Source organism: Thermococcus sp. Bubb.Bath, assembly GCF_012027595.1.
Taxonomy (GTDB): Archaea; Methanobacteriota_B; Thermococci; order Thermococcales; family Thermococcaceae; genus Thermococcus.
Window position 1 is genome coordinate 386,438 of record NZ_SNUR01000001.1, and the last position, 18,012, is coordinate 404,449.

Genomic DNA, 18,012 nt, shown 5'->3' on the forward strand with positions numbered 1-18,012 from the left:
ACCTTCGGGGTGGTACCGTGCCCAAGATTGAACCCTTCGAGAAGCATCGCGACAGATATGAAAACTGGTTTGAGAGGAACCGCTACGCTTACCTTTCGGAGCTTGAGGCCGTTAGGAAGATCCTGCCAAAGGGGGGAAATGGAGCGGAGATAGGCGTTGGGACGGGGAGGTTCGCGGCCCCGCTCGGGATAAAGCTTGGCGTTGAGCCTTCCAAGGCAATGGCTGAGATAGCGAGGAAGAGGGGAATCGAGGTCATTGAGGGAACGGCCGAAAATCTTCCATTCGATGACAACAGTATGGACTACCTCCTCATGGTCACAGCCATATGCTTTGTTGACGATCCCGAGAAGGCTTTAAGGGAAGCCTACCGCGTCCTGAAGCCCAACGGAGCGTTGATAATCGGCTTCGTTGACAAGAATAGCCCCATCGGGAGGTTCTACGAGGAGCACAAGAACGAGAGCACTTTCTACAGGGACGCAAGGTTCTTCTCGACGGGGGAGCTCCTCAAACTCCTCAAAAAGATCGGCTTCAGGGAGTTCGAGATAATGCAGACCCTCTTCCATAAGTTGGATGAGGTTAACTCGGTCGAACCCGTGAGGTTAGGCTACGGTGAGGGAAGTTTCGTCGTGATAAAGGCGGTGAAGTGATGGCTATGCCACTACTTTCGAAGATAAAGAAAAAGGCTCTTCGTCTGGCGGAAGGGCTTGAGTTGGTGGATTTCAGCTTTGGACTGCCCTACACATGGGCTCTCCTTAAAGGGGGAGGGAAAAGGGCGCTTGGAGTCTCTATGACACTTCCTGAGGAGATACAGGTCTACAGAAACTCAGTTGAAGAACCTTCCCTGGAGGCTTTAATTGAGAAAACCGACAGCTTAAACGTCATCGAGCGGACCCTTGGTATAGCGGCGATAAACGCGGTTTCACAGTACCACCTTGACGTTTCCAGTCTTCCCGATGCTGACGCGGTTGAGCTTGTGATGGACTTTGAAAGGGTGGCGGTAATAGGGAACATGCCGCCCGTTGTTCGGGCTCTCCGCGGGAGAGGGATTAAAACGTTCGTTTTCGAAAGGAACCCGAAGCTCTGGGACAGGGAGACGCTCAGTGATGCCCTTGAATACCTTCTCCTTCCAGAGGTTGAGGCGGTGCTCGTCAGCGGCTCGGCGCTCGTTAACGGAACCCTGGAGATGATACTCGACAGGGCAAAAAAGGCGGAACTGCTTGTTCTGACGGGACCGACAGCCCAGCTCCATCCCGACTTCGTCAAGGGGACTGGAGTGACTCATCTGGCGGCCATGAAGGTGTTTAACATCGAGCGGGCCATCCAGAAGCTCAAGCTCGGCTCCTTCAAAGGTTTTGAAGGGGAGAGCAGGAAGTACGTGGCAGCAGTCAGCACGTGACGTGGAAAATCCCCAGAACCCTATTCTCTCTTTGGAGTTCGTTGAAGAGCCTAACCGCCTCGCCTGTGGGGAGCTCCACGACTTCCTTTCCTTCTACGAGTTTTTTGCTTTCCGGGAGGAGTGAGAGTTCCCCATACATGCCAGTGCCCACGATGAGAACGTCGAAGTCTTCCCGCAGGTATTTCCTGAGCTCCTCCGGGTCGGGTTTATGGCTCGTCCCGTGCTTCCCCTTGCTTATCTCCTTCTTCCTCCGCTCAACTTTTCCGCTTGGATAGACGACGATGTCGTGTTCGTATTCCTTTCCATCGACCAATATCCTCCCAAAGGCGGGGTATTCTAGCCTCATACTCTCACCACTCCAGGCTGAGGGCATCCTCCAGGATTTCCCTGTGGTCAAAGGCCAGCGGGAGCTTCAGGGCCTCCTCCACTGGAAACACGGAGACCTCTTTGGCGTCGTCGCCAGCTTTCAGCTCGCCCTCCCCGATACAGAGAAACGCAACCGTGACTGTGTGCCCCCTCGGATCCCTATCCGGCCTTGAGTAAACACCAACCACTTTCACCGGCCTCACTTCAATCCCTGTTTCTTCCTTAACCTCCCGAAGAAGGGCCTCTTCGACGGTTTCCCCGTACTCGACGAAGCCGCCGGGAAGGGCGTAGTGGTCCTTGAATGGCTCGTTCTTCCGCTTTATCAGAACGACCCCGTTGTTGTAGATTATCACTGCATCGACCGTTAGGCCTATACACCGGTGGACTCCGGCCTTAAAGCCGTGCTTCTCAGCCAGCTCCCTCGCTTCCTCTTGGAAGGTGGTTACATCCGCCCCCTTTGGGGCCTTTATTAAGAGAACGTACCTATCCATACCCACCACCTCAGTGACGTCCCTTCTCTTCATTATTCAGCGTGCTGACGTTTCATCATCGGCAGACAAATTATGGCTTGGGGTTTATACCCTTTTCACCCCAACCTTTATTGCCAGCTTATTAATTTCATCCATCGAGAGGTTTATACTCCTGCGCGCTAGGAAGAGGGCAGTGAATGCAACGGCCCGTTTTAGGGCCTGAATGAAAGGACATCTAAGGTAGAACCCCGCAAATGCGCCCAAGAAAACGTCACCTGCTCCAGTTGACTCGTCCACTTCAACTCGGATCGGATGGAAGGAGTACTCCTTCCCTCTCATGAAAGCCCTTCCCCCCTCAGGCCCGTTTGAAAGCAGGAGCACCTCAACCGCGTTCGGGGAGAAGTTCCTTAGGTAATCGAACTCGGAAACGTCCGCGTGTAGGACTCTCAAACCCTCCAGCGTTGAGCCATCAAAAGACCCGTATGAGACCTCTCCCTGTCCGGTAGAGCGTATGAACCCCTGAAGGTCTGCCCCTACAAAGGGGAACCTCCTCACCGCCCTTCTTACGAGTTCTGGATCCACCTCCCCGGCAACGGGGTTGATAAGAACTGCGTCGTAATTACCGGAGGGTAGTTCTTCAATGGGCGAAGCCCTCCCAAGCAGTCTCAGCTCCTTCCGGTTCCCGTCGAGGTAGGTCAGCTCGTAGGTGGTTGTATTCTCCGATGGGATCACTTTCAGTTTTCCGATTGATTCAAGCTCCGAAATCCAGCTTTCTGGAAGTTCCGAGAAGGATGTCAGTATCTCAACGTTGCAAAAGTGGGAGAGGGCCAGGGCCGAGTAGTAGGCTCCACCCCCAAGCCTTTCAATGCTCTCTCCACGTTTCTTCACGATGTCCCTGACGACGTGGCCGATTACAAGGCACTTCATACTACCACCTGCTCATCACGGTCCAGTCGGGAATGCTGGATGTTATCATTGCGTGAAGTCTTGGAACCGGAAGATATAAGCCTCACTCAAACCCCGGCCTTTTGACGTTCAAGACTTCCCTGTTCACAAGGGTTGGTGGGACTTCTCCGTTCTTGAAGGCTATGAGGTTCCTTGCAACGAGCCCTGCCATTCCCTCCCTCGCTCCGTAGGTGGCGCTCCCTATGTGTGGTGCCAGAACGACGTTCTTAAGGCTGAATAGCCCCTCGTTGTAGTATGGCTCCTCCTCGAAGACATCCAGGCCGGCACCTGCGATCCAACCCTCTTTGAGGGCCTTGATGAGTGCCTGGGTGTCCACAACCTTGCCGCGCGCTATGTTGACCAGAATTGCCGTCGGCTTCATGAGCTTCAAGTGCTCCTCGTTTATCATGTGGTGGGTTTCTTTCGTGAGAGGAACTGCTAGGACAACGAAGTCACTCTCCCTCAAAAGCTCTTCAAGGGATCTGAACTCCGCTCCGAGCTCCATCTCGACATCTGGTTTTCTGCTCCTTGCGTTGTAGAGGATTCTCATGTCAAATCCCTTTGCCCTCCTAGCTATCGCTTGGCCTATCCTTCCGAAGCCGACTATCCCAATCGTCTTGCCGTAGACGTCATGGCCGAGGTACATAAGCGGGTGCCAGGCCACGCCGCGCCTCTTCCACTCTCCAGAGCGGACGAAGTTGTCCGCCTCAACGAGTCTCCTGGCGGTGGCTAAGAGGAGAGTCCAAGCGAAGTCTGCGGTAGCGTTTGTGAGGACGTTGGGCGTGTTGGTGACGTAGATTCCGCGCTTGGTCGCCTCTTCAATGTCAACGTTGTCGTAGCCGACGGCGTAATTTGCCACTATCCTTAGTTTTGGGGCGGCGTCGAATATCTCGGTGTCTATTCTCTCGCTCAACATTGTAACGAGGGCGTCAACATTTCTCACCTGCTCAAGGAGGACTTCCCGCGGTATCTCATGCTCGTCCTCCCAGACTTCGACATCGAAGTGCTCCTTCAAGAGCTCTATCCCGTTCTCGGGAATCCTGCGCGTGATGAACACCTTCGGCTTCACTTCAACCACCGAAGAAAAAGTTAAAAGAGAGGTTTAAGGATTTGTCCTCAATCGAAATCCCATATCGTCCTCCCCTTGTAGAACATCATGACGTAGCCACAGTTCTTGCAGATGACGATCTTGACCTTGTGGGCTGTAAAGCCCCACTTGCTGTCAAGTTTGCCCTCCTCGACCTGGAAGTCTGTACCCCCACAGAGGGGACACTTAAGCTGTCTTTTCTCCACAGCAATCACCATTGTTACTACTCGATGGAAGTATAAATGGCTTTCGTTTGACACCGGGAAACCTCTTAAACATAGGCACAGACTTAGGCACATGAAGGTCACTGGAGAGATCATGGGAATAAGCGAGAACGGTCTTGGAGTTCTAAAATACGAAGACAGGGAGTTTTATGTCCCCTTCGCATATCCTGGAGACGTTGTCAGCGTCAAGAAGGCAAAGCGCCGATTCGGCAGAAAAATCGCAACCGATTTTGGCCTCATTGAGGAATCTCCTCTTCGTCAGAGGCCCAGGTGCGTTCATTTTGGAAGATGCGGCGGCTGTCTCTGGCAGGGGTTGAAGTATAAGGAACAGCTCCTGCTCAAGGCCGGGGCTTTTGAGAGGATAACTGGGATAAGCGCCGAGATTAAGGGCTCGCCCAGGATATGGAGCTTTCGCAACGTGAGCAACTTCATAGCAACCACCTCTGGAATTGGGCTGAAAGAGTACGGCAATCCTCTCGGGGTGGTAGGGCTAACAGAGTGCCCAGTCTTTTCAAAGAAGACACCCAAATATTTGGATGCTCTGAAGGGCTTCCTCAGCGAGACCAGTCTTAAACCGTGGGATCTAAGGAGAAAAACCGGCGAAGTCCACTATCTGCAAGTGAAGGAGGGCAAGTTCACGGGAGATGTTATGGTAAACCTCATCGCCCACGTGAAGCCATCTGGGGGAGTTCTTGAGGTGTTTAAGGGCTATTTCTCCTTTGCCGACTCCCTCTACTGGAGCGTTAAGGAGAATGAGAGGGACGATCCGCGCGGCGATGCCCAACTCGTGGCTGGAGAGCCTTACATCCGCGAGCGGGTTGAGGACGTTACTTACCTCATCCGCCCCAACAGCTTCTTCCAGACCAACAGCTACGCTTTACATATCCTTTTGAAGGCTGTGGAGGGCTTTACGGAAGGTGAGAAGGTTCTCGACCTCTACGCCGGCGTCGGGACATTTGGCATTTATCTCGCGAAGAGGGGCTTCGAGGTTGAAGGCGTCGAAGTCAACCCCTTCGCGGTGGAGGTGGCTAACAAGAACGCTGAGCTCAACGGCGCCGGGGCTAGATTTATGGTGGGAAAGGCAGAGGAGACGCCGATAGGAGAGTACGACACCGTGATAGTTGACCCGCCGCGTAAGGGGCTGAATGAGGCCGGAGAGCTGCTCGTTAAAAGCGGAGTTGAGAACGTGGTTTACGTCTCCTGCAACCCAAGGGCCTTCAAGCTCGACTACGAGAACCACCTGAAGAAGACCTACCGTGTCGAGGATACCGTCCTCATCGACATGTTCCCCCACACGCCGCACGTTGAGGCAGCAGTAAAACTGAAGAAGAAATGGTAGGCCTCAAACGGCCTTCCAGAACGGATCCTGCTGGGCCTTCACCTTCGCAGTCATCTTCAGGGCTTTTATGTCGGTCTCGTCGAGCTCGTTCTTGAGCTGCTTCGCCAGCAGAACGACGTCGTTCTTGCTCAAATCCACGTAGAGGGTTTCGCCTGGGTGGATGTGTCTGCCCACCATCGCTCCTTCTATAGCAACCGCGACCGCGTCGCCCTTCTTCGCCTCCTGGACGAAGTCGTTCTTGTTCTTTATCGACTTGATGACGCCGACCTTCTGGCCGTTCTGCTTGATGAGGACAACACCGGGCTTTATTCTACCTTCCACGACCTCAACCCCCACTATGGCAGGGTGGCTCCTCCTGAAGACGTAGCGCTCATCTGGGTAGAGCCTGATGACACCGGGGAAGGTGACGTTCTTGAGGAGCTCGCGCTTCCTCTTCTCTTCCTCCTCTTTGACCCAGGCCTCGTAGTCCTCTATGAGCTTGTAGATGATGTTGCCGACGAAGATGGGCACGCCCTTGGCGTTCGCAACCTCCTCAGCGTCCTCGTTGACCTTGACGTTGAAGCCGAGGACGACGCCGTACTTCGGCTCCTCCTCTTTGACGCTCAGGGCCTCCATAACGTCCGTCTTGCTGATGTTGCCGACGTCGGCCTTCCTTATTGGGATGTTCTTCTCTCCGAGCTCCTTGCTGAGGGCCTCAAGGCTTCCAAGGGTGTCGGCCTTGACGATGACGCCGACCTTTCCGGTGCTTATGACGACGCTCTGTATCTGGCTGAGTATCTCCTCTTTGGCCTTCTCAATCTCCTCCTCGGAGCGGGCCGCTATGACCGGAGAACCTGCAAGGGCCTCTTCCAGGCCGGGCGCGGCTACCTTGATACCTGCCGCTGCAACCACTTCATCCACCTGGTCAAAGCGGAACCTTGGGTCCCTTATCTCGTCGAGGGGCTTGGGCTTGAGCAGGGCGCGGATTTTGGTCACTATCGCCTTGTCCTTCCCGCCGACAACTATGGTGTCGTCTTTCCTGAGGGTTCCGTCATAGATGATGACGTCTATCGTGGTTCCGAGTCCGAGCTCCTCGCGAACTTCGAGAATGGTGCCGCGCGCGGGGCCCTCCACCTCTATCTTAAGCTTCTCCTCGAGGTACTTCTGTGAAAGGCCAGCTATGAGAACCAGCAGTTCTGGAACACCGATGCCGTACTTGGCGGAAATCGGCACTATCGCCAGCTCGCGTGTAAAGTCCTGGACGCGGTCGAAGCGGTTGGCGTTGAAGCCCATCTCGTAGAACTTCCCGATGAGCTCCCAGAGCTTGGTTTCGAGTTCTTGCTGTGCTCCCTGGTCCTGCTTCTTGATGTTGACGAGGAAGGGCTCGTCCTCCTTGACCTTCCAGCCCTTTATCCTGTCTATCTTGTTTGCGGCGACTATGAAGGGTGTCCTGTTCTTTCTGAGTATCTCGATGCTCTCTATCGTCTGCGGCTGAAAGCCCTCGTTGATGTCCACGATGAGAACCGCGAGGTCGGCGAGGCTCCCTCCCCTAGCCCTGAGGCTCGTGAATGCCTCGTGACCGGGGGTATCTATGAATAGCAGTCCGGGAAGCTTTATCTCTCCCTTCCAGAGCTTGATGAGCGGCCCGGCAAGGGTCCGAACGGTCTCTATCGGAACCTCAGTGGCCCCTATGTGCTGGGTTATTCCTCCCGCTTCATTACTTGCTACATTAGTATGTCTTATCTTATCAAGCAAGGTAGTCTTGCCGTGATCCACGTGGCCGAGAACCGCGATGATGGGCTGTCTAATCCTCTTCGCCATTTCTCTCACCTGAGCTAAAATCAGGTGTGGGCTTTTAAAGGGTTCGGCGCGAGTATTAAAAACTACTGTAGTAATTCCGCCCGGTGGTGATGATAGGGTTGCTCATAGGCACGGGAATTGGGTTGCTTTTGGCGGCCATCTACGGCAGGCTCAAGGGGATGGCGGGAGAAATCGAGATGGCGGTCCTGATACCGTTCTTCACATACCTGCTCTCGCTCCAGTTCTACGGAAACTTTGACGTGCCTGGGGCTGTTGCCGTGGTTTCAACGCCCATCGGGGACTTCGTTCAGAGCAGGTTCTCAATCGGTCTGGATACCGCTCTTGCAGCGCTCGTGGCCTTAACCTATGTCTGGATCCGCTCGAAGGGTGCCCTCAGCGTGGATGAATACCAGGGCCTCGGTCTCTTCCTCTGGGCGGCCTTTGGAATGGACGTGGGCCTAATGGCAACGGCGGGACCAGTCTTTATGGGAACCGGCTTCGTTATACTGGCAGTTGTGCTTATTCTCCACGCAAGAAAACCCGGCCGCGATCTAAGGGCTGTCCCGTGCGGAGGAGAGCTAAGGGAACTCGCCGAAAGGGAAGGTTTCGGTTGTCTGAGTGATAAAGTCAGCTACGGTGTTTACAAAATCGGTAGTGCTCTGGTGGTCGGCGGAAAGCTCCCGGAGGAGTTCCCGCGCTGGAGGAAGGTCGTGGAATGCATGTTAGCTGTTCCCTCTTCGGGTATATGGGATAAAGCTTTAGGCTACGGGTTCGCGTTTCTTCCTGGTATCGTTGGTGTTTTTATGAAGCCGGGGCTGCTGGCTTCATCTTTGATTATAGTGCTCGCTTTCGCCCTGATGGTGATCGTGGGCAGTTATCGCGTGGGGAGAACGAAGAGAAGCCTTCCTGAAGAATGTAGAGAGGTCATGGACGAATACGCGAAGTTTTAAAGGAGGAAATTTAAAGAGAAGGACAAGAAGGCCGTTGTCATAGATTAGCGCTCTAAGCAGTCCATTTCGTCCATGTACTCTTTCTTTGCCTTCGCGTGGGTGTGGTAGAACCAGTCGGCGGCCTTGCAGTACTCGAAGAGCTCTTCCGGCCTGAAGTAGAGGTTTATCTCCCTCTCGGCGCTCTCCGGGCTGTCGGAGGCGTGGACGACGTTGTATATCGAGTCGCCTATGTCGAGGCCGTAGTCACCGCGTATGCTTCCAGGCTCAGCGTCCTTTGGGTCGGTGGCACCGCACATCTTTCTGACGACGCTTATGGCGTATCTTCCTTCAACGACCATGACGACGCTGGGGGCCTTTGTTATGTAGTCTATGAGCGGCTCGAAGAAGGGCTTGCCCTTGTGCTCCTCATAGTGCTTCTCTGCCAGCTCCCTCGTTATCCATATCATCTTCATTCCGACGATCTTAAGGCCGCGCTTCTCAAACCTGGAGATTATCTCTCCCATGAGGCCCCTGACGACGGCATCGGGCTTTAGAATAACGAGGGTTCTCTCTATCCTGTTCTCTGCCATTTCCAACACCGGGTTTTATTGATCACTGGGGTTAATAGGTTTTTTGGAGTCAAAGTCCATCCAGGCCAGGTACCTCTTTGCGACCTCCTCTTGATAGGGGCCGGAGTACGTGAGCTTTCCACCTTCGAGGACGACCATCTGGTCTATCCCAAGGTTCAGAGGTATGTGGCTGGCTATGATGAGGCCTGTTTTCTTAGGAAGGTCGTTGAGGGCCTTCGCTATGATTATCCTGCTCGTCGCGTCAAGGCCGCTGAAGGGTTCGTCCATCAGGATGAGCTCCCTATCGGAAGCCAGGGGCTCTATCATCGCCACCCTCCTCCTAAGGCCCTTTGAAAGCTCCCCGACACGCTTGAAGGCGTGTTCTTTAAGTCCAAGCGTTTCAACGGCGTTTTTGACGGGTTCCGGGCCGTAGAGATCGGAGAGGTAGTCGATGACGCTTGAAACCCTCATCATGTAAGGGATATCCTCAACGTCCCTCACGTAGAGCATCCTGGAGTAGAGCCTGGAAGGATTTTCGAAGGGATCAAACCCGAGAACCTTCACTGAGCCTTCGGTTGGTCTGAGAATTCCGGATAGAACCCTCATTAAGGTGGTCTTTCCGGAACCGTTGGAGCCGAGGAGAAGAATCCTGTTGCCCTTTAGATCGAGGGTTATTCCATCGAGGGCGACGTTGTAGCGGAACTTCACAGTGAGGTCTTTAGCGCTGGCGAGCTCACGAACGGGCATCCACAACCACCTCCGGGCCGTTTCTGCTTGGAAGAACCCCGCAGGAGTTTGGAATCTCCACGGTAACGTGGAGGTAGAGGAACGGATCCCTCCTGTTGAACTCGAAGCTCACCGGCCCTGAGCCCTGGAAAACCCTGCCGTTCATTGTGACGATTTTGATGGTGTAGTTGGCGTTCTCCGGGCAGGCCAGGTTGGCGAGGTTCACGTTCAACTCGGTTTTTCCCGCCTTAAGGGGCCAGAAAACGTCGAAGGAGTAGGTAACGTTTTTGTCAACGGCCCTGCCGAACTTCAGGAGCTGGTCCGCCTGATCGAGCCTTATTTCAGCGTGCATCGAGGACTTAAGGGGACTCCAGTAGGGGATTCCGAGGACGGCGACCGAAGCCGAGAGCAGGAGCGAGAGCACTACCACTGCCGTGAGGGTTTTTGACCAGTTCATACGCTCATCCACCTCCTGTGGAAGGAGTAAAGCATGATTACAATGAGGCCCGCGGAGGTTCCGAGGTAGACCCACACAGTCCTCCACTCAAAGCCGAGCTTTCCGGAGAGGAGGAAAGCCAGGAGGAGGGTGAATACTATGGAGAGGTCGAGCCTGCCCCACAGGATGTAGGTTGAGTAGACGGCGAGCGTTGCCGCCAGGAGAAGGGAGAGGAGGATGGAAGATAGCAGGATGAGGGAGTCCTGACTTATTCCGGAGAGCCATTTTAGTGAGACAACTCCTATGGGAAAGAGGGCGGAGAACGCCAGGGGCAGGAAGATGATGAAAGAGGCCGCGAGTCCGATTAAAGCCGTCTTCGCAGGCGAAGCCCTCTCCCTGAAGAGCAGGGGAACAAATGAGGACCTCGTTCTGTACATCAAGGGGAAGAGGGCTATCATCACGGCCACGACATAGACGGACGAGAGCAGGCTGGAGTTCGACCACACGAGGGCCCCGAAGAGGCCCGCTATCTTCTCCTTCATCGTGAGGTACTGGGAGGCATAATAGCTCGGTGCCTTCTCCTGAACCTGCCCCGAGAGGTGGCCTGGGGCTCCGAGGAGGGGAGTTACGGAGCCCCCGATGATCGACGCCTTGTAGACGGAATCCGCCGCTATGTAGGATGTGACCGCTGCGACCATTACTGCCGCCAGAATAACCGCCAGTATCTCAACGTGGAGGTAGTCTGAAAACGCGTTCTTCATTAGGGCCTTCATCTTTTCAACCTCCCTGTGGTAGATGCCCCCGATGTTGTGGGGGAGCGGTGGGGTTATCCTCTTGAAACTCCAAAGATAGAAGAATATGAGAGCTCATTTTCTTTTCCTCCAGAGCCAGGCTGGAATTAACGCCAGTGGAAGAAGGGACGCAGGTCCACAAATGCCTCCTTTCCCTTCCCTGGAGGATTTCCCCGGGGAGGTTGTTGAAGTGCTCTGCGGGAGCTCTGAGGAAATGGTTGTCACCTCCTTTGATGAGGGGGATATAGTAGGGAGATAGGAACTAATCTCTGAGGAGAGCTGATAGTATATCCCATCAAGGAGAGTGTAGTTCAACGTCCCCGATGTCAGTGAGGAGTACAAAAATCTGGAGATATTCCCTGCGGTCTCGCTTCTTAATACATATATAAAGGAAGACGTCTTCTTCCATTCTTCTATGGTTTTATTTGGATTAAATGCCTGCGGATTATAAGTAACATGCAGGTACCTCTTAGCATTGTGCGGAATGTATATATACACATACGTGGCGTTAAGTTGACTTGTGTATCTCTCCGGAAGTGGAAGTACTATCAGGTCTCCTGGTTGGATAGGGACCGAGGTGGAGACGAATGTATTGGTACTTAGCCTCGGGATCGGCATTCTGCGGATGTTTATTGTGCTATTAATTAATTGAATGATCTTTTCGGTGTTGTTTGATGTTAGATATTCCTCAATAGCAACCTTAGTCAGATTCTGTTTTGTCAGGACTAGGTCATTGTTCACATAGGCTACTGGGAGTATCCGGTGGAACTCAATATAAGGACTGATAGTGTATAATCTTTCGCCTGATGTCACGTTAAATGGGATACCAAGGTACATGTATCCTTTCCCAAAGATCTCATTGACAAACTTGAGTACTGTCTGAGATATAATCTTGTCCTGCTCCATTGTGGAATTAGCCAGCTTTGCTTTTTGCAGTACATTCTCCACAATCCAAGGATTTGACTTTATGGTTTTTATCAGCTCTTTCATATTCCCTTGGATACCTACGAGATACTCTTTAACATTAAATTCGGGAAGATACAAGGGAAGCACTCCCACGTATTTTTTGGCTCCATTATCCAGTAGATATGCTTCTCCAGTGTGCTTGTCTATAAGAAAATTAATTTTGATCTCTCTGGGCAGTCCATAATAAGCTGGATCACTGCCTCCCAAAGTCCATTCCATCATCGGGGAAACTGTTGTATTTGAGATGTCCACTTCAACTTTTAGGTAGGTGGAGTTATATGTGTCGTAGTTTATATTGAGATTCTTTGTTCTGATTTCAAGGGGATAAGGGTATAGTAGAGTTGTGTAGATTTTAACTGGGACAACAACTTTGGTATAGTTCTCTGAGAGCTTTGTAATGTTCGGCGACATTACAAAAATGGACTCTCTAAGTGCTCTACCCTCTAGAGAATAATTCGATTGGAACTGGTCTCTATATCCTGAGATATTGGAGCACGAGACATACAAGGAAATTCTTATGGATAAACTATGGGTAGAATTCACGTAATAAGCAATGAGTCTATTGTTCATACCTACGGGTGAAACACAGGAGACATTCGGAGTGAGAACTCTAAAATTGGAGTCGAGAGGCCATACCGGAATAGGGATTGGTTGCATTGTTCCCTCGCTTTCATTTGTGTTATTATCTGCACTTACATATCGGAAAGGGAGTTGAGTTCCGCTGATTATCAAGATAAAAAGAAGAAAAATGAGGCCTCTGCGAAGAGATTTTCCCAACATTACTCTTCACCTCAGCTTGTTAGTTCACTTCTAAATCCAATGGGCTCACTTTCTCTTCCTCCACGCCCAGACCGGGATTAACGCCAGTGGAACTATAAATGCAGGACCGCAGATGTCCTTCTTTTTGGTCATTGTAGTCTCTGATGCAGGGTTTGCAGATGAGATTTGATCCTTGGCTATCTCCATGTTGCCTTCCGACGTCGTGTCTATTTTCTCTGATTTTGGAATTTCCCCGTAGTTCACTTTAAAGTACTCGTCTATCATCGATGAGATTTTTTGGTAAAGCTCATCAAACTGAGTGTAGTTGACGTCTCCCTCTGTAATCCCCGAGTAAAGTATGTTAGTCATGTTGCTGTAAACATCGGAGTACAGGACTGAAATAAACGGTCTGAGGCTGTTCCACTCCTTGGAAATCTTGTTAGGGTCAAATATTCTGGGATCATAGTGGACGTAGGGATACTTTGTTGTGTTTCTTTCGAGAAGGAGATAAATATACTTCGCTCCGAGCATGTTTGAGTACTCCTCTGGCAAAGGCAGGGGCAACTGGTCATCCACGTTTACTGGAGGGATTTGGACCTTTATAAATGCCGGAGGGAGGTATTCCCTGCGAATATACAAAGTCCTGTTAACGAGGTTTAGTATGCCTTCTTTGTTACCTGTTTTGAGGTACTCTAAGACGGCTTTCCTTGTCGTGTTCGCGGAGGATAGTATGGCGGTGACGTTTGCCCTGATTTCTTTAACTTCCTCTCCCCTGTTTGCACTGGATCCCAGCACCACTTCTCCTTGAATTTTTATAGGGAGTCCAAGGTATCTATGATCAACATTGAGTATTCTCTCGCTGAAGTTCATTGCAGCTTCGTTTATGATTTCGTCTCTTTCCCTCGTGGAGTTGGTGAGCTTGGCCTTCTGGGCTACACTCGCCACAACCCATGGATTCGACTTCACACTCTGCACAAAATTGAAAGCATTTTCTTTAATTGTTAGCAAATAATGTTTGGGATTGAACTCAGGAAGGTACAGTGGCAACACGCCAACATACCTCTTTTTGCCGTTGTCCAGGAGGTATGAATCGCCGGTTTCTTTGTTAACGATAAATCTAAGGGTCATGTTCTTTGGCCATCCAAAGGATGCTGGGTTGCTGGTGCCGAAGGTACTCTCAAGGTCAGGGGAAAGGGTTATGTTGAGAAACTTCATGAGGATAAAGAAATGAGTCGAGTTGTGGTATTCGTAGGATATTGACACTTTGTTTGATCTAAGTTCAAGGGGGAATGGAAGGGGCAGGTTTGTGTACACACTCACCGGGACGGTAATGCGCTTGAAGTTTTCATCTCCTGTGATTTTTGGCTGGAGTACTTCAACGTCCGTGTCAGAAACATTGTTGCACCCTATGTAGACTGTCGCACGTACATAGAGGGCCGCTGAGGAGTTTATGTAGGAACCGATCAGACGATTTTTCAGATAAGGATAAGGAGTACATGAGTTGATGTGAGGGAGCATCACCTTAAAGTTGTCATCGAGGGGTTGCATCACTACGAAATCTATGTCCCAGTCGGTGGAGATTTCTCCCGGGTTGGAATTTGAACCCATGTCCCCTGCAGTGGTTACAGGAGAGTACATTAGGCTCATTATAACGATAAAGAAAACAAAAAAAAGAAGGGGAAATCTGAAGTATCTCATTTTCTTAACTCCCTCCTTTAGGACGTTAGGGTTCCATATGCTCCCAAAGAACTTAAATCTACGTCATCATAACTGTAGAATGTAAAATGTTTTGAGAAACTAAAGTCCTTGTGGTCCTGAATGTCATATGTCCCCCCCATGGAGAAAGCCATGTTTTTATTGTTTGGGAAAGAAGTTGGGATGAAGTTAGAGTTTGAATTTACATGATAGTGTCTCCATATTGATCCCTCGTACCATGTAGTATAATAATGCTGGTATAGTGTTGTTGTTACCTCAACTGTATACTCAACTTTTGTTCCAACCGTCTGAGATGCTACAACTGAGACTTCTGCCTCAAGTCCCAGTGCCTCAAAACCGGCTTTTATTTTTTCTTCTGCCTCGACTTTTGATTCTGCGTAGAGTGTTAAGCTGTACTTTACGGTGATAGTTTTTCCTGTTTTGCCTCCATGACCGTACATGTCCGAGGGAGACACCCAATATTTATCGTATCCATTCCCGGTAGGATCTGAAAACTCGTGATAACTCCCTTTTCCATAGAACACCGAACCCATTGCCTCAATGAATTTTTTAGTATCTCCAGTGTTTGTTTCGATTCCACTCTTAAGGTATGTTACGAGTATGTCTGCTGAAGCTAGCTCATCCCATGGGATTGTAGTGGTAACTGATGGTGTTGCACCTCCGGCGGTAGGATATACTGTTGAGACTATTGTATAGTCATTGGTGCCAGACCAAGATGTGCCTGTTTGATAATAGATCCCTTTTTCAGTTATCTGTTCTGTTGTGTCTGTTGTTGCCCCGACTGCTGGTATTGTTACTGCTGCTACTAAAATCAGTATTCCGAGGAGGCTTACCAGTTTTTTCCTCATGGCCATTCACCTCCGGGCACTACCGTGCCCATTCTTAATAATACCATTATTGTTTATAATCTTTTTGGATTTTCTAAATTGTAAATTTGGCATCTTAATCCTCCAATGTTTTTTTTTGGAATTAAGTAATCCTCCAATCGAAAATTTAAAGCATGGGGGTTCATTTTCTCTTCCTCCACACACAGACAGGGATTAACGCCAGGGGAACGATGAAAGCAGGACCACAGATTCCATGTCCCTTCTTTTCTCCGGTGTTCTGAGCGCTGGGGCTGTTTTTAGGCGAAGAGGTACTTGGAGCCGCACCGCCAATAGCTTTACCGCTTGGAGAAGTATCCTCCGAGGCGTTCTGACCGAGGCATTTGGCCACGTCCCCCTTGACGGTTAGATAAACGTTATCGAGCTTGGTCTGGTTTATCCTCCCCGTTGTGAGTGCATCGTTCATGAAGTTCGAGAGGCTCTCAAAGAGGTCACTCTCTATGAGGGGAACGCATGAGCCGTATCTCTTCCAGTCCTCCTCTGCCTTCTGAGGGTTGAGAACCCGGGGGTCGTACTTAACGTGAAGGTACTGACCGGAGCTTGGGGTAATATAGAACAGGATGTATGATGCGTTCAGCTGCTCTTCGTACTTCTTACTCAGGGGCAGAACCAAGATGTCCCCCGGCCTCGGAGGGATGTACGTGGCAATGAAATGGTTCGTTGAGAGATAAGGAAGATATTTCCAGTACAGAGTGTGTCTTATTTCGTCCTTGAGGGCCCGGGTATCCCCTGTTTTGATGTATTCTATTATGGCTTCCACAGTGTCGTTGCTCTGTATCCTGCTTATGTTCACCCACGGCAGGGGCAGGGGCATTGAAAAATTAACCGGTGGGGCATAGACGGATGATCCATTTCCCTCTGCAGCCAGTTTTATTGGCAGACCAAGGTAGATGCCCTTAACGCTGAATATCCTGTGTGTGAAGTTAAGTGTTGCGTTGGATATTATCTCTGACGCATTGTAGCCGGAGCTCATCTTTGCCTTGTTTATGATGTTCTCAATCACCCATGGGTTCTCCTTTACCTGCTGAACAAAAGCCTGTGCGTTTTTAACCGCACTGTGGAGATAATTCATAATATCGAACTGGGGCATGAGGAGCGGGAGGTTTCCAACGTACCTCTTTGAACCGTTATCAAGTAGGTATGAGTCGCCGTTGTCCCTGTTTACGAGAAATGAGAGCTTTATCTCCCTTGGCCAGCCGTATTGGGCTGGGTCGAACGAGCCAAACGCCCATCCTATGTCTGGAGAAACGGTTAAGTTGGAAAAAGTTACCTTCACGAGGGCATAGCTCTCGTTGTAGTAGTCGTATTCTATCGTTAGGTTTCTGGAGCGGAGTTCTTCAACCGCTGGAAACGGCGTGTTCATGTAAATGCTGGACATTATGGTTGTCGTCGTGTAGTTGTTTTCTGTTTTGCTGTTTTCTCCCTTTATGATGATGCTGGTGCCGGTAACGTTTTTGCAGTTAACGTAGATGTTCCCCTTAACAAAGACCGCCGAAGTCGAGTTGATGGTATACCCCAAAGTTCTGTTTCCCCTGTACAGGATGCAGCCGTTTACATGGTAGGGTATCACTTTGAAGCTTCCGTTTAATGGCCAGATAACGACCGGGAACGTTATATTCTCTTGCTCCGTGCCCTGAGCTGAGACAAAAGCGGAGGCAGTTAAGAACGTCTGGATAAAAAGAATGAAAATAAGAAAAATGGCGGCAAAACCTCTTTCCGTTCTCACGTCTGGCTCACCCCTTAACTTGCCATTTCTCCAGTTGTACATTTCTTTATTATACAAAACACAGTTACTATTTATAACTTTTTCGAGTTTCTTAAGTTGTAATCCTAGCCGTTGAATCCTCCAATGTTTTTTTGGAAGTGAGTAATTCTCCAATCGAAAATTTAAAGCATGAAGAACCATTTTTTGCTCTTCTATATTAAAATCCGAGTTTGAGGTCTAGGCGAATAAAGAGAGTACTGAGCCATCTTTTAGCTTTATTTCTTATTCACTATCCAGCCTCAGTACTCCACCCCTCTCCTGGCCAGGACACCCCGCTGGTAGGGGTGCTTTATCTCCCTCATCTCCGTGACGTAGTCGGCCATCTGAAAGAGCTCCTCAGGGCAGTACCTTCCCGTCAGAACGAGTTCGGTGTTTGGTGCCTTGCTTTCAATGAGCTCCTTGATCTCCTCAACCGATAGCATGTTAAAGCCCAGGGCCACGCAGACCTCGTCGAGGATGACGAGGTCCCACTCACCGCTTGAAACTGCCTCTCTAGCCCTTTGGAGAGCTTTCTTGGCGGCCTCTATGTCCTCCTCGCTCGGTTTTCCGTGCACGAACTTTGGCAGACCGTAGGACTCTATGACTGCCCCGCACTCCTCGATCTTCTTTTGCTCTCCGTAGGCCTTTGGAGCTTTCATGAACTGGATTATCAGAACCTTTCCACCAGAGCCGAGCATCCTCACAGCGAGGCCGAAGGCGGCCGTCGTCTTCCCCTTCCCGTTTCCAGTATAGATGTGGACTAAACCGAGCCTCTCCTTCCAGCTCATTATGGTCACCGGAGAAGTTTGGGAATGGAGTATTTATCCATTTCGATTATTTCTACTTCCTCAACGATAAGGTTTGTCATTGATAAGTGTGGTATGTT

General features: G+C 50.7%; 19 protein-coding genes. 4 read left to right on the top strand and 15 right to left on the bottom strand.

From position 1 onward, the window contains the following. The first annotated feature begins 17 nt into the window (after positions 1-17). Together E3E29_RS02110 and E3E29_RS02115 are read left to right on the top strand one after the other, a co-directional pair. A complete protein-coding gene (locus E3E29_RS02110) occupies positions 18-647 on the top strand; it encodes a class I SAM-dependent methyltransferase (RefSeq protein ID WP_167909278.1) in 630 nt (209 codons plus the stop codon). Then, complete coding sequence (locus E3E29_RS02115) at positions 647-1,396, top strand: Rossmann-like domain-containing protein (protein ID WP_167909279.1); 750 nt, start codon at positions 647-649, stop codon at positions 1,394-1,396. The genes E3E29_RS02110 and E3E29_RS02115 overlap by 1 nt, the downstream gene beginning before the upstream one ends. Here E3E29_RS02115 and E3E29_RS02120 read toward each other — a convergent pair. The 5 genes from E3E29_RS02120 to E3E29_RS02140 all read right to left on the bottom strand — a co-directional run bounded on the left by E3E29_RS02120 (position 1,386) and on the right by E3E29_RS02140 (position 4,482). Beyond that, positions 1,386-1,742: an Mth938-like domain-containing protein gene (locus tag E3E29_RS02120; protein ID WP_167909280.1), complete on the bottom strand. Its 357-nt coding sequence runs from the start codon at positions 1,740-1,742 to the stop codon at positions 1,386-1,388. The genes E3E29_RS02115 and E3E29_RS02120 overlap by 11 nt on opposite strands. 4 nt (positions 1,743-1,746) lie before the next feature. Then, on the bottom strand, positions 1,747-2,253 hold the full coding sequence (locus E3E29_RS02125) for an NUDIX hydrolase (protein WP_167909281.1): 507 nt from the start codon (positions 2,251-2,253) through the stop codon (positions 1,747-1,749). An 84-nt stretch (positions 2,254-2,337) separates the two neighbouring features. Further along, a complete protein-coding gene (locus E3E29_RS02130; protein WP_167909282.1) occupies positions 2,338-3,159 on the bottom strand; it encodes a PfkB family carbohydrate kinase in 822 nt (273 codons plus the stop codon). Positions 3,160-3,241: 82 nt separating this feature from the next. Further along, positions 3,242-4,246, bottom strand: a complete 1,005-nt coding sequence (gene gyaR, locus E3E29_RS02135) for a glyoxylate reductase (RefSeq protein ID WP_167909815.1) — start codon at positions 4,244-4,246, stop codon at positions 3,242-3,244. Between the two features lie 47 nt (positions 4,247-4,293). Further along, the gene (locus E3E29_RS02140; RefSeq protein WP_167908967.1) at positions 4,294-4,482 is read right to left on the bottom strand and encodes a hypothetical protein; all 189 of its coding nucleotides are present in this window, start codon (positions 4,480-4,482) and stop codon (positions 4,294-4,296) included. A 79-nt stretch (positions 4,483-4,561) separates the two neighbouring features. Here E3E29_RS02140 and rlmD point away from each other — a divergent pair, with 79 nt between their 5' ends. Next, positions 4,562-5,827 (top strand): 23S rRNA (uracil(1939)-C(5))-methyltransferase RlmD, encoded by a 1,266-nt coding sequence (gene rlmD / locus E3E29_RS02145; protein WP_167909283.1) that lies wholly within the window; start codon positions 4,562-4,564, stop codon positions 5,825-5,827. 3 nt (positions 5,828-5,830) lie between these two features. Here the strand turns inward: rlmD and infB are convergent, their stop codons facing one another. Next, entirely contained in the window at positions 5,831-7,627 is a 1,797-nt protein-coding gene (gene infB, locus E3E29_RS02150) for a translation initiation factor IF-2 (protein ID WP_167909816.1), read from the bottom strand. 89 nt (positions 7,628-7,716) lie between these two features. Between infB and E3E29_RS02155 the strand changes: the two genes are divergently transcribed. Beyond that, positions 7,717-8,556: a hypothetical protein gene (locus tag E3E29_RS02155; protein WP_167909284.1), complete on the top strand. Its 840-nt coding sequence runs from the start codon at positions 7,717-7,719 to the stop codon at positions 8,554-8,556. 44 nt (positions 8,557-8,600) lie between these two features. Here the strand turns inward: E3E29_RS02155 and ndk are convergent, their stop codons facing one another. The 9 genes from ndk to cobO form a co-directional block, all read right to left on the bottom strand. Continuing rightward, positions 8,601-9,125, bottom strand: a complete 525-nt coding sequence (gene ndk / locus E3E29_RS02160) for a nucleoside-diphosphate kinase (protein ID WP_167909817.1) — start codon at positions 9,123-9,125, stop codon at positions 8,601-8,603. 15 nt (positions 9,126-9,140) lie between these two features. Next, positions 9,141-9,851 (bottom strand): ATP-binding cassette domain-containing protein, encoded by a 711-nt coding sequence (locus tag E3E29_RS02165; RefSeq protein ID WP_167909285.1) that lies wholly within the window; start codon positions 9,849-9,851, stop codon positions 9,141-9,143. Next, on the bottom strand, positions 9,838-10,287 hold the full coding sequence (locus E3E29_RS02170; RefSeq protein ID WP_167909286.1) for a hypothetical protein: 450 nt from the start codon (positions 10,285-10,287) through the stop codon (positions 9,838-9,840). The genes E3E29_RS02165 and E3E29_RS02170 overlap by 14 nt, the downstream gene beginning before the upstream one ends. Continuing rightward, positions 10,284-11,039, bottom strand: a complete 756-nt coding sequence (locus E3E29_RS02175) for a hypothetical protein (protein ID WP_167909287.1) — start codon at positions 11,037-11,039, stop codon at positions 10,284-10,286. Before E3E29_RS02175 ends, E3E29_RS02170 begins: the two co-directional genes overlap by 4 nt. A 93-nt stretch (positions 11,040-11,132) precedes the next feature. Continuing rightward, positions 11,133-12,803: a hypothetical protein gene (locus E3E29_RS02180; RefSeq protein WP_167909288.1), complete on the bottom strand. Its 1,671-nt coding sequence runs from the start codon at positions 12,801-12,803 to the stop codon at positions 11,133-11,135. 45 nt (positions 12,804-12,848) lie between these two features. Beyond that, positions 12,849-14,480, bottom strand: a complete 1,632-nt coding sequence (locus E3E29_RS02185) for a CGP-CTERM sorting domain-containing protein (RefSeq protein ID WP_167909289.1) — start codon at positions 14,478-14,480, stop codon at positions 12,849-12,851. 17 nt (positions 14,481-14,497) lie between these two features. Beyond that, on the bottom strand, positions 14,498-15,346 hold the full coding sequence (locus E3E29_RS02190) for a hypothetical protein (protein ID WP_167909290.1): 849 nt from the start codon (positions 15,344-15,346) through the stop codon (positions 14,498-14,500). A gap of 160 nt (positions 15,347-15,506) precedes the next feature. Continuing rightward, positions 15,507-17,108: a hypothetical protein gene (locus E3E29_RS02195; RefSeq protein ID WP_167909291.1), complete on the bottom strand. Its 1,602-nt coding sequence runs from the start codon at positions 17,106-17,108 to the stop codon at positions 15,507-15,509. Positions 17,109-17,386: 278 nt separating this feature from the next. Next, entirely contained in the window at positions 17,387-17,914 is a 528-nt protein-coding gene (cobO, locus tag E3E29_RS02200; RefSeq protein ID WP_167909292.1) for a cob(I)yrinic acid a,c-diamide adenosyltransferase, read from the bottom strand. Positions 17,915-18,012 lie beyond the last annotated feature (98 nt).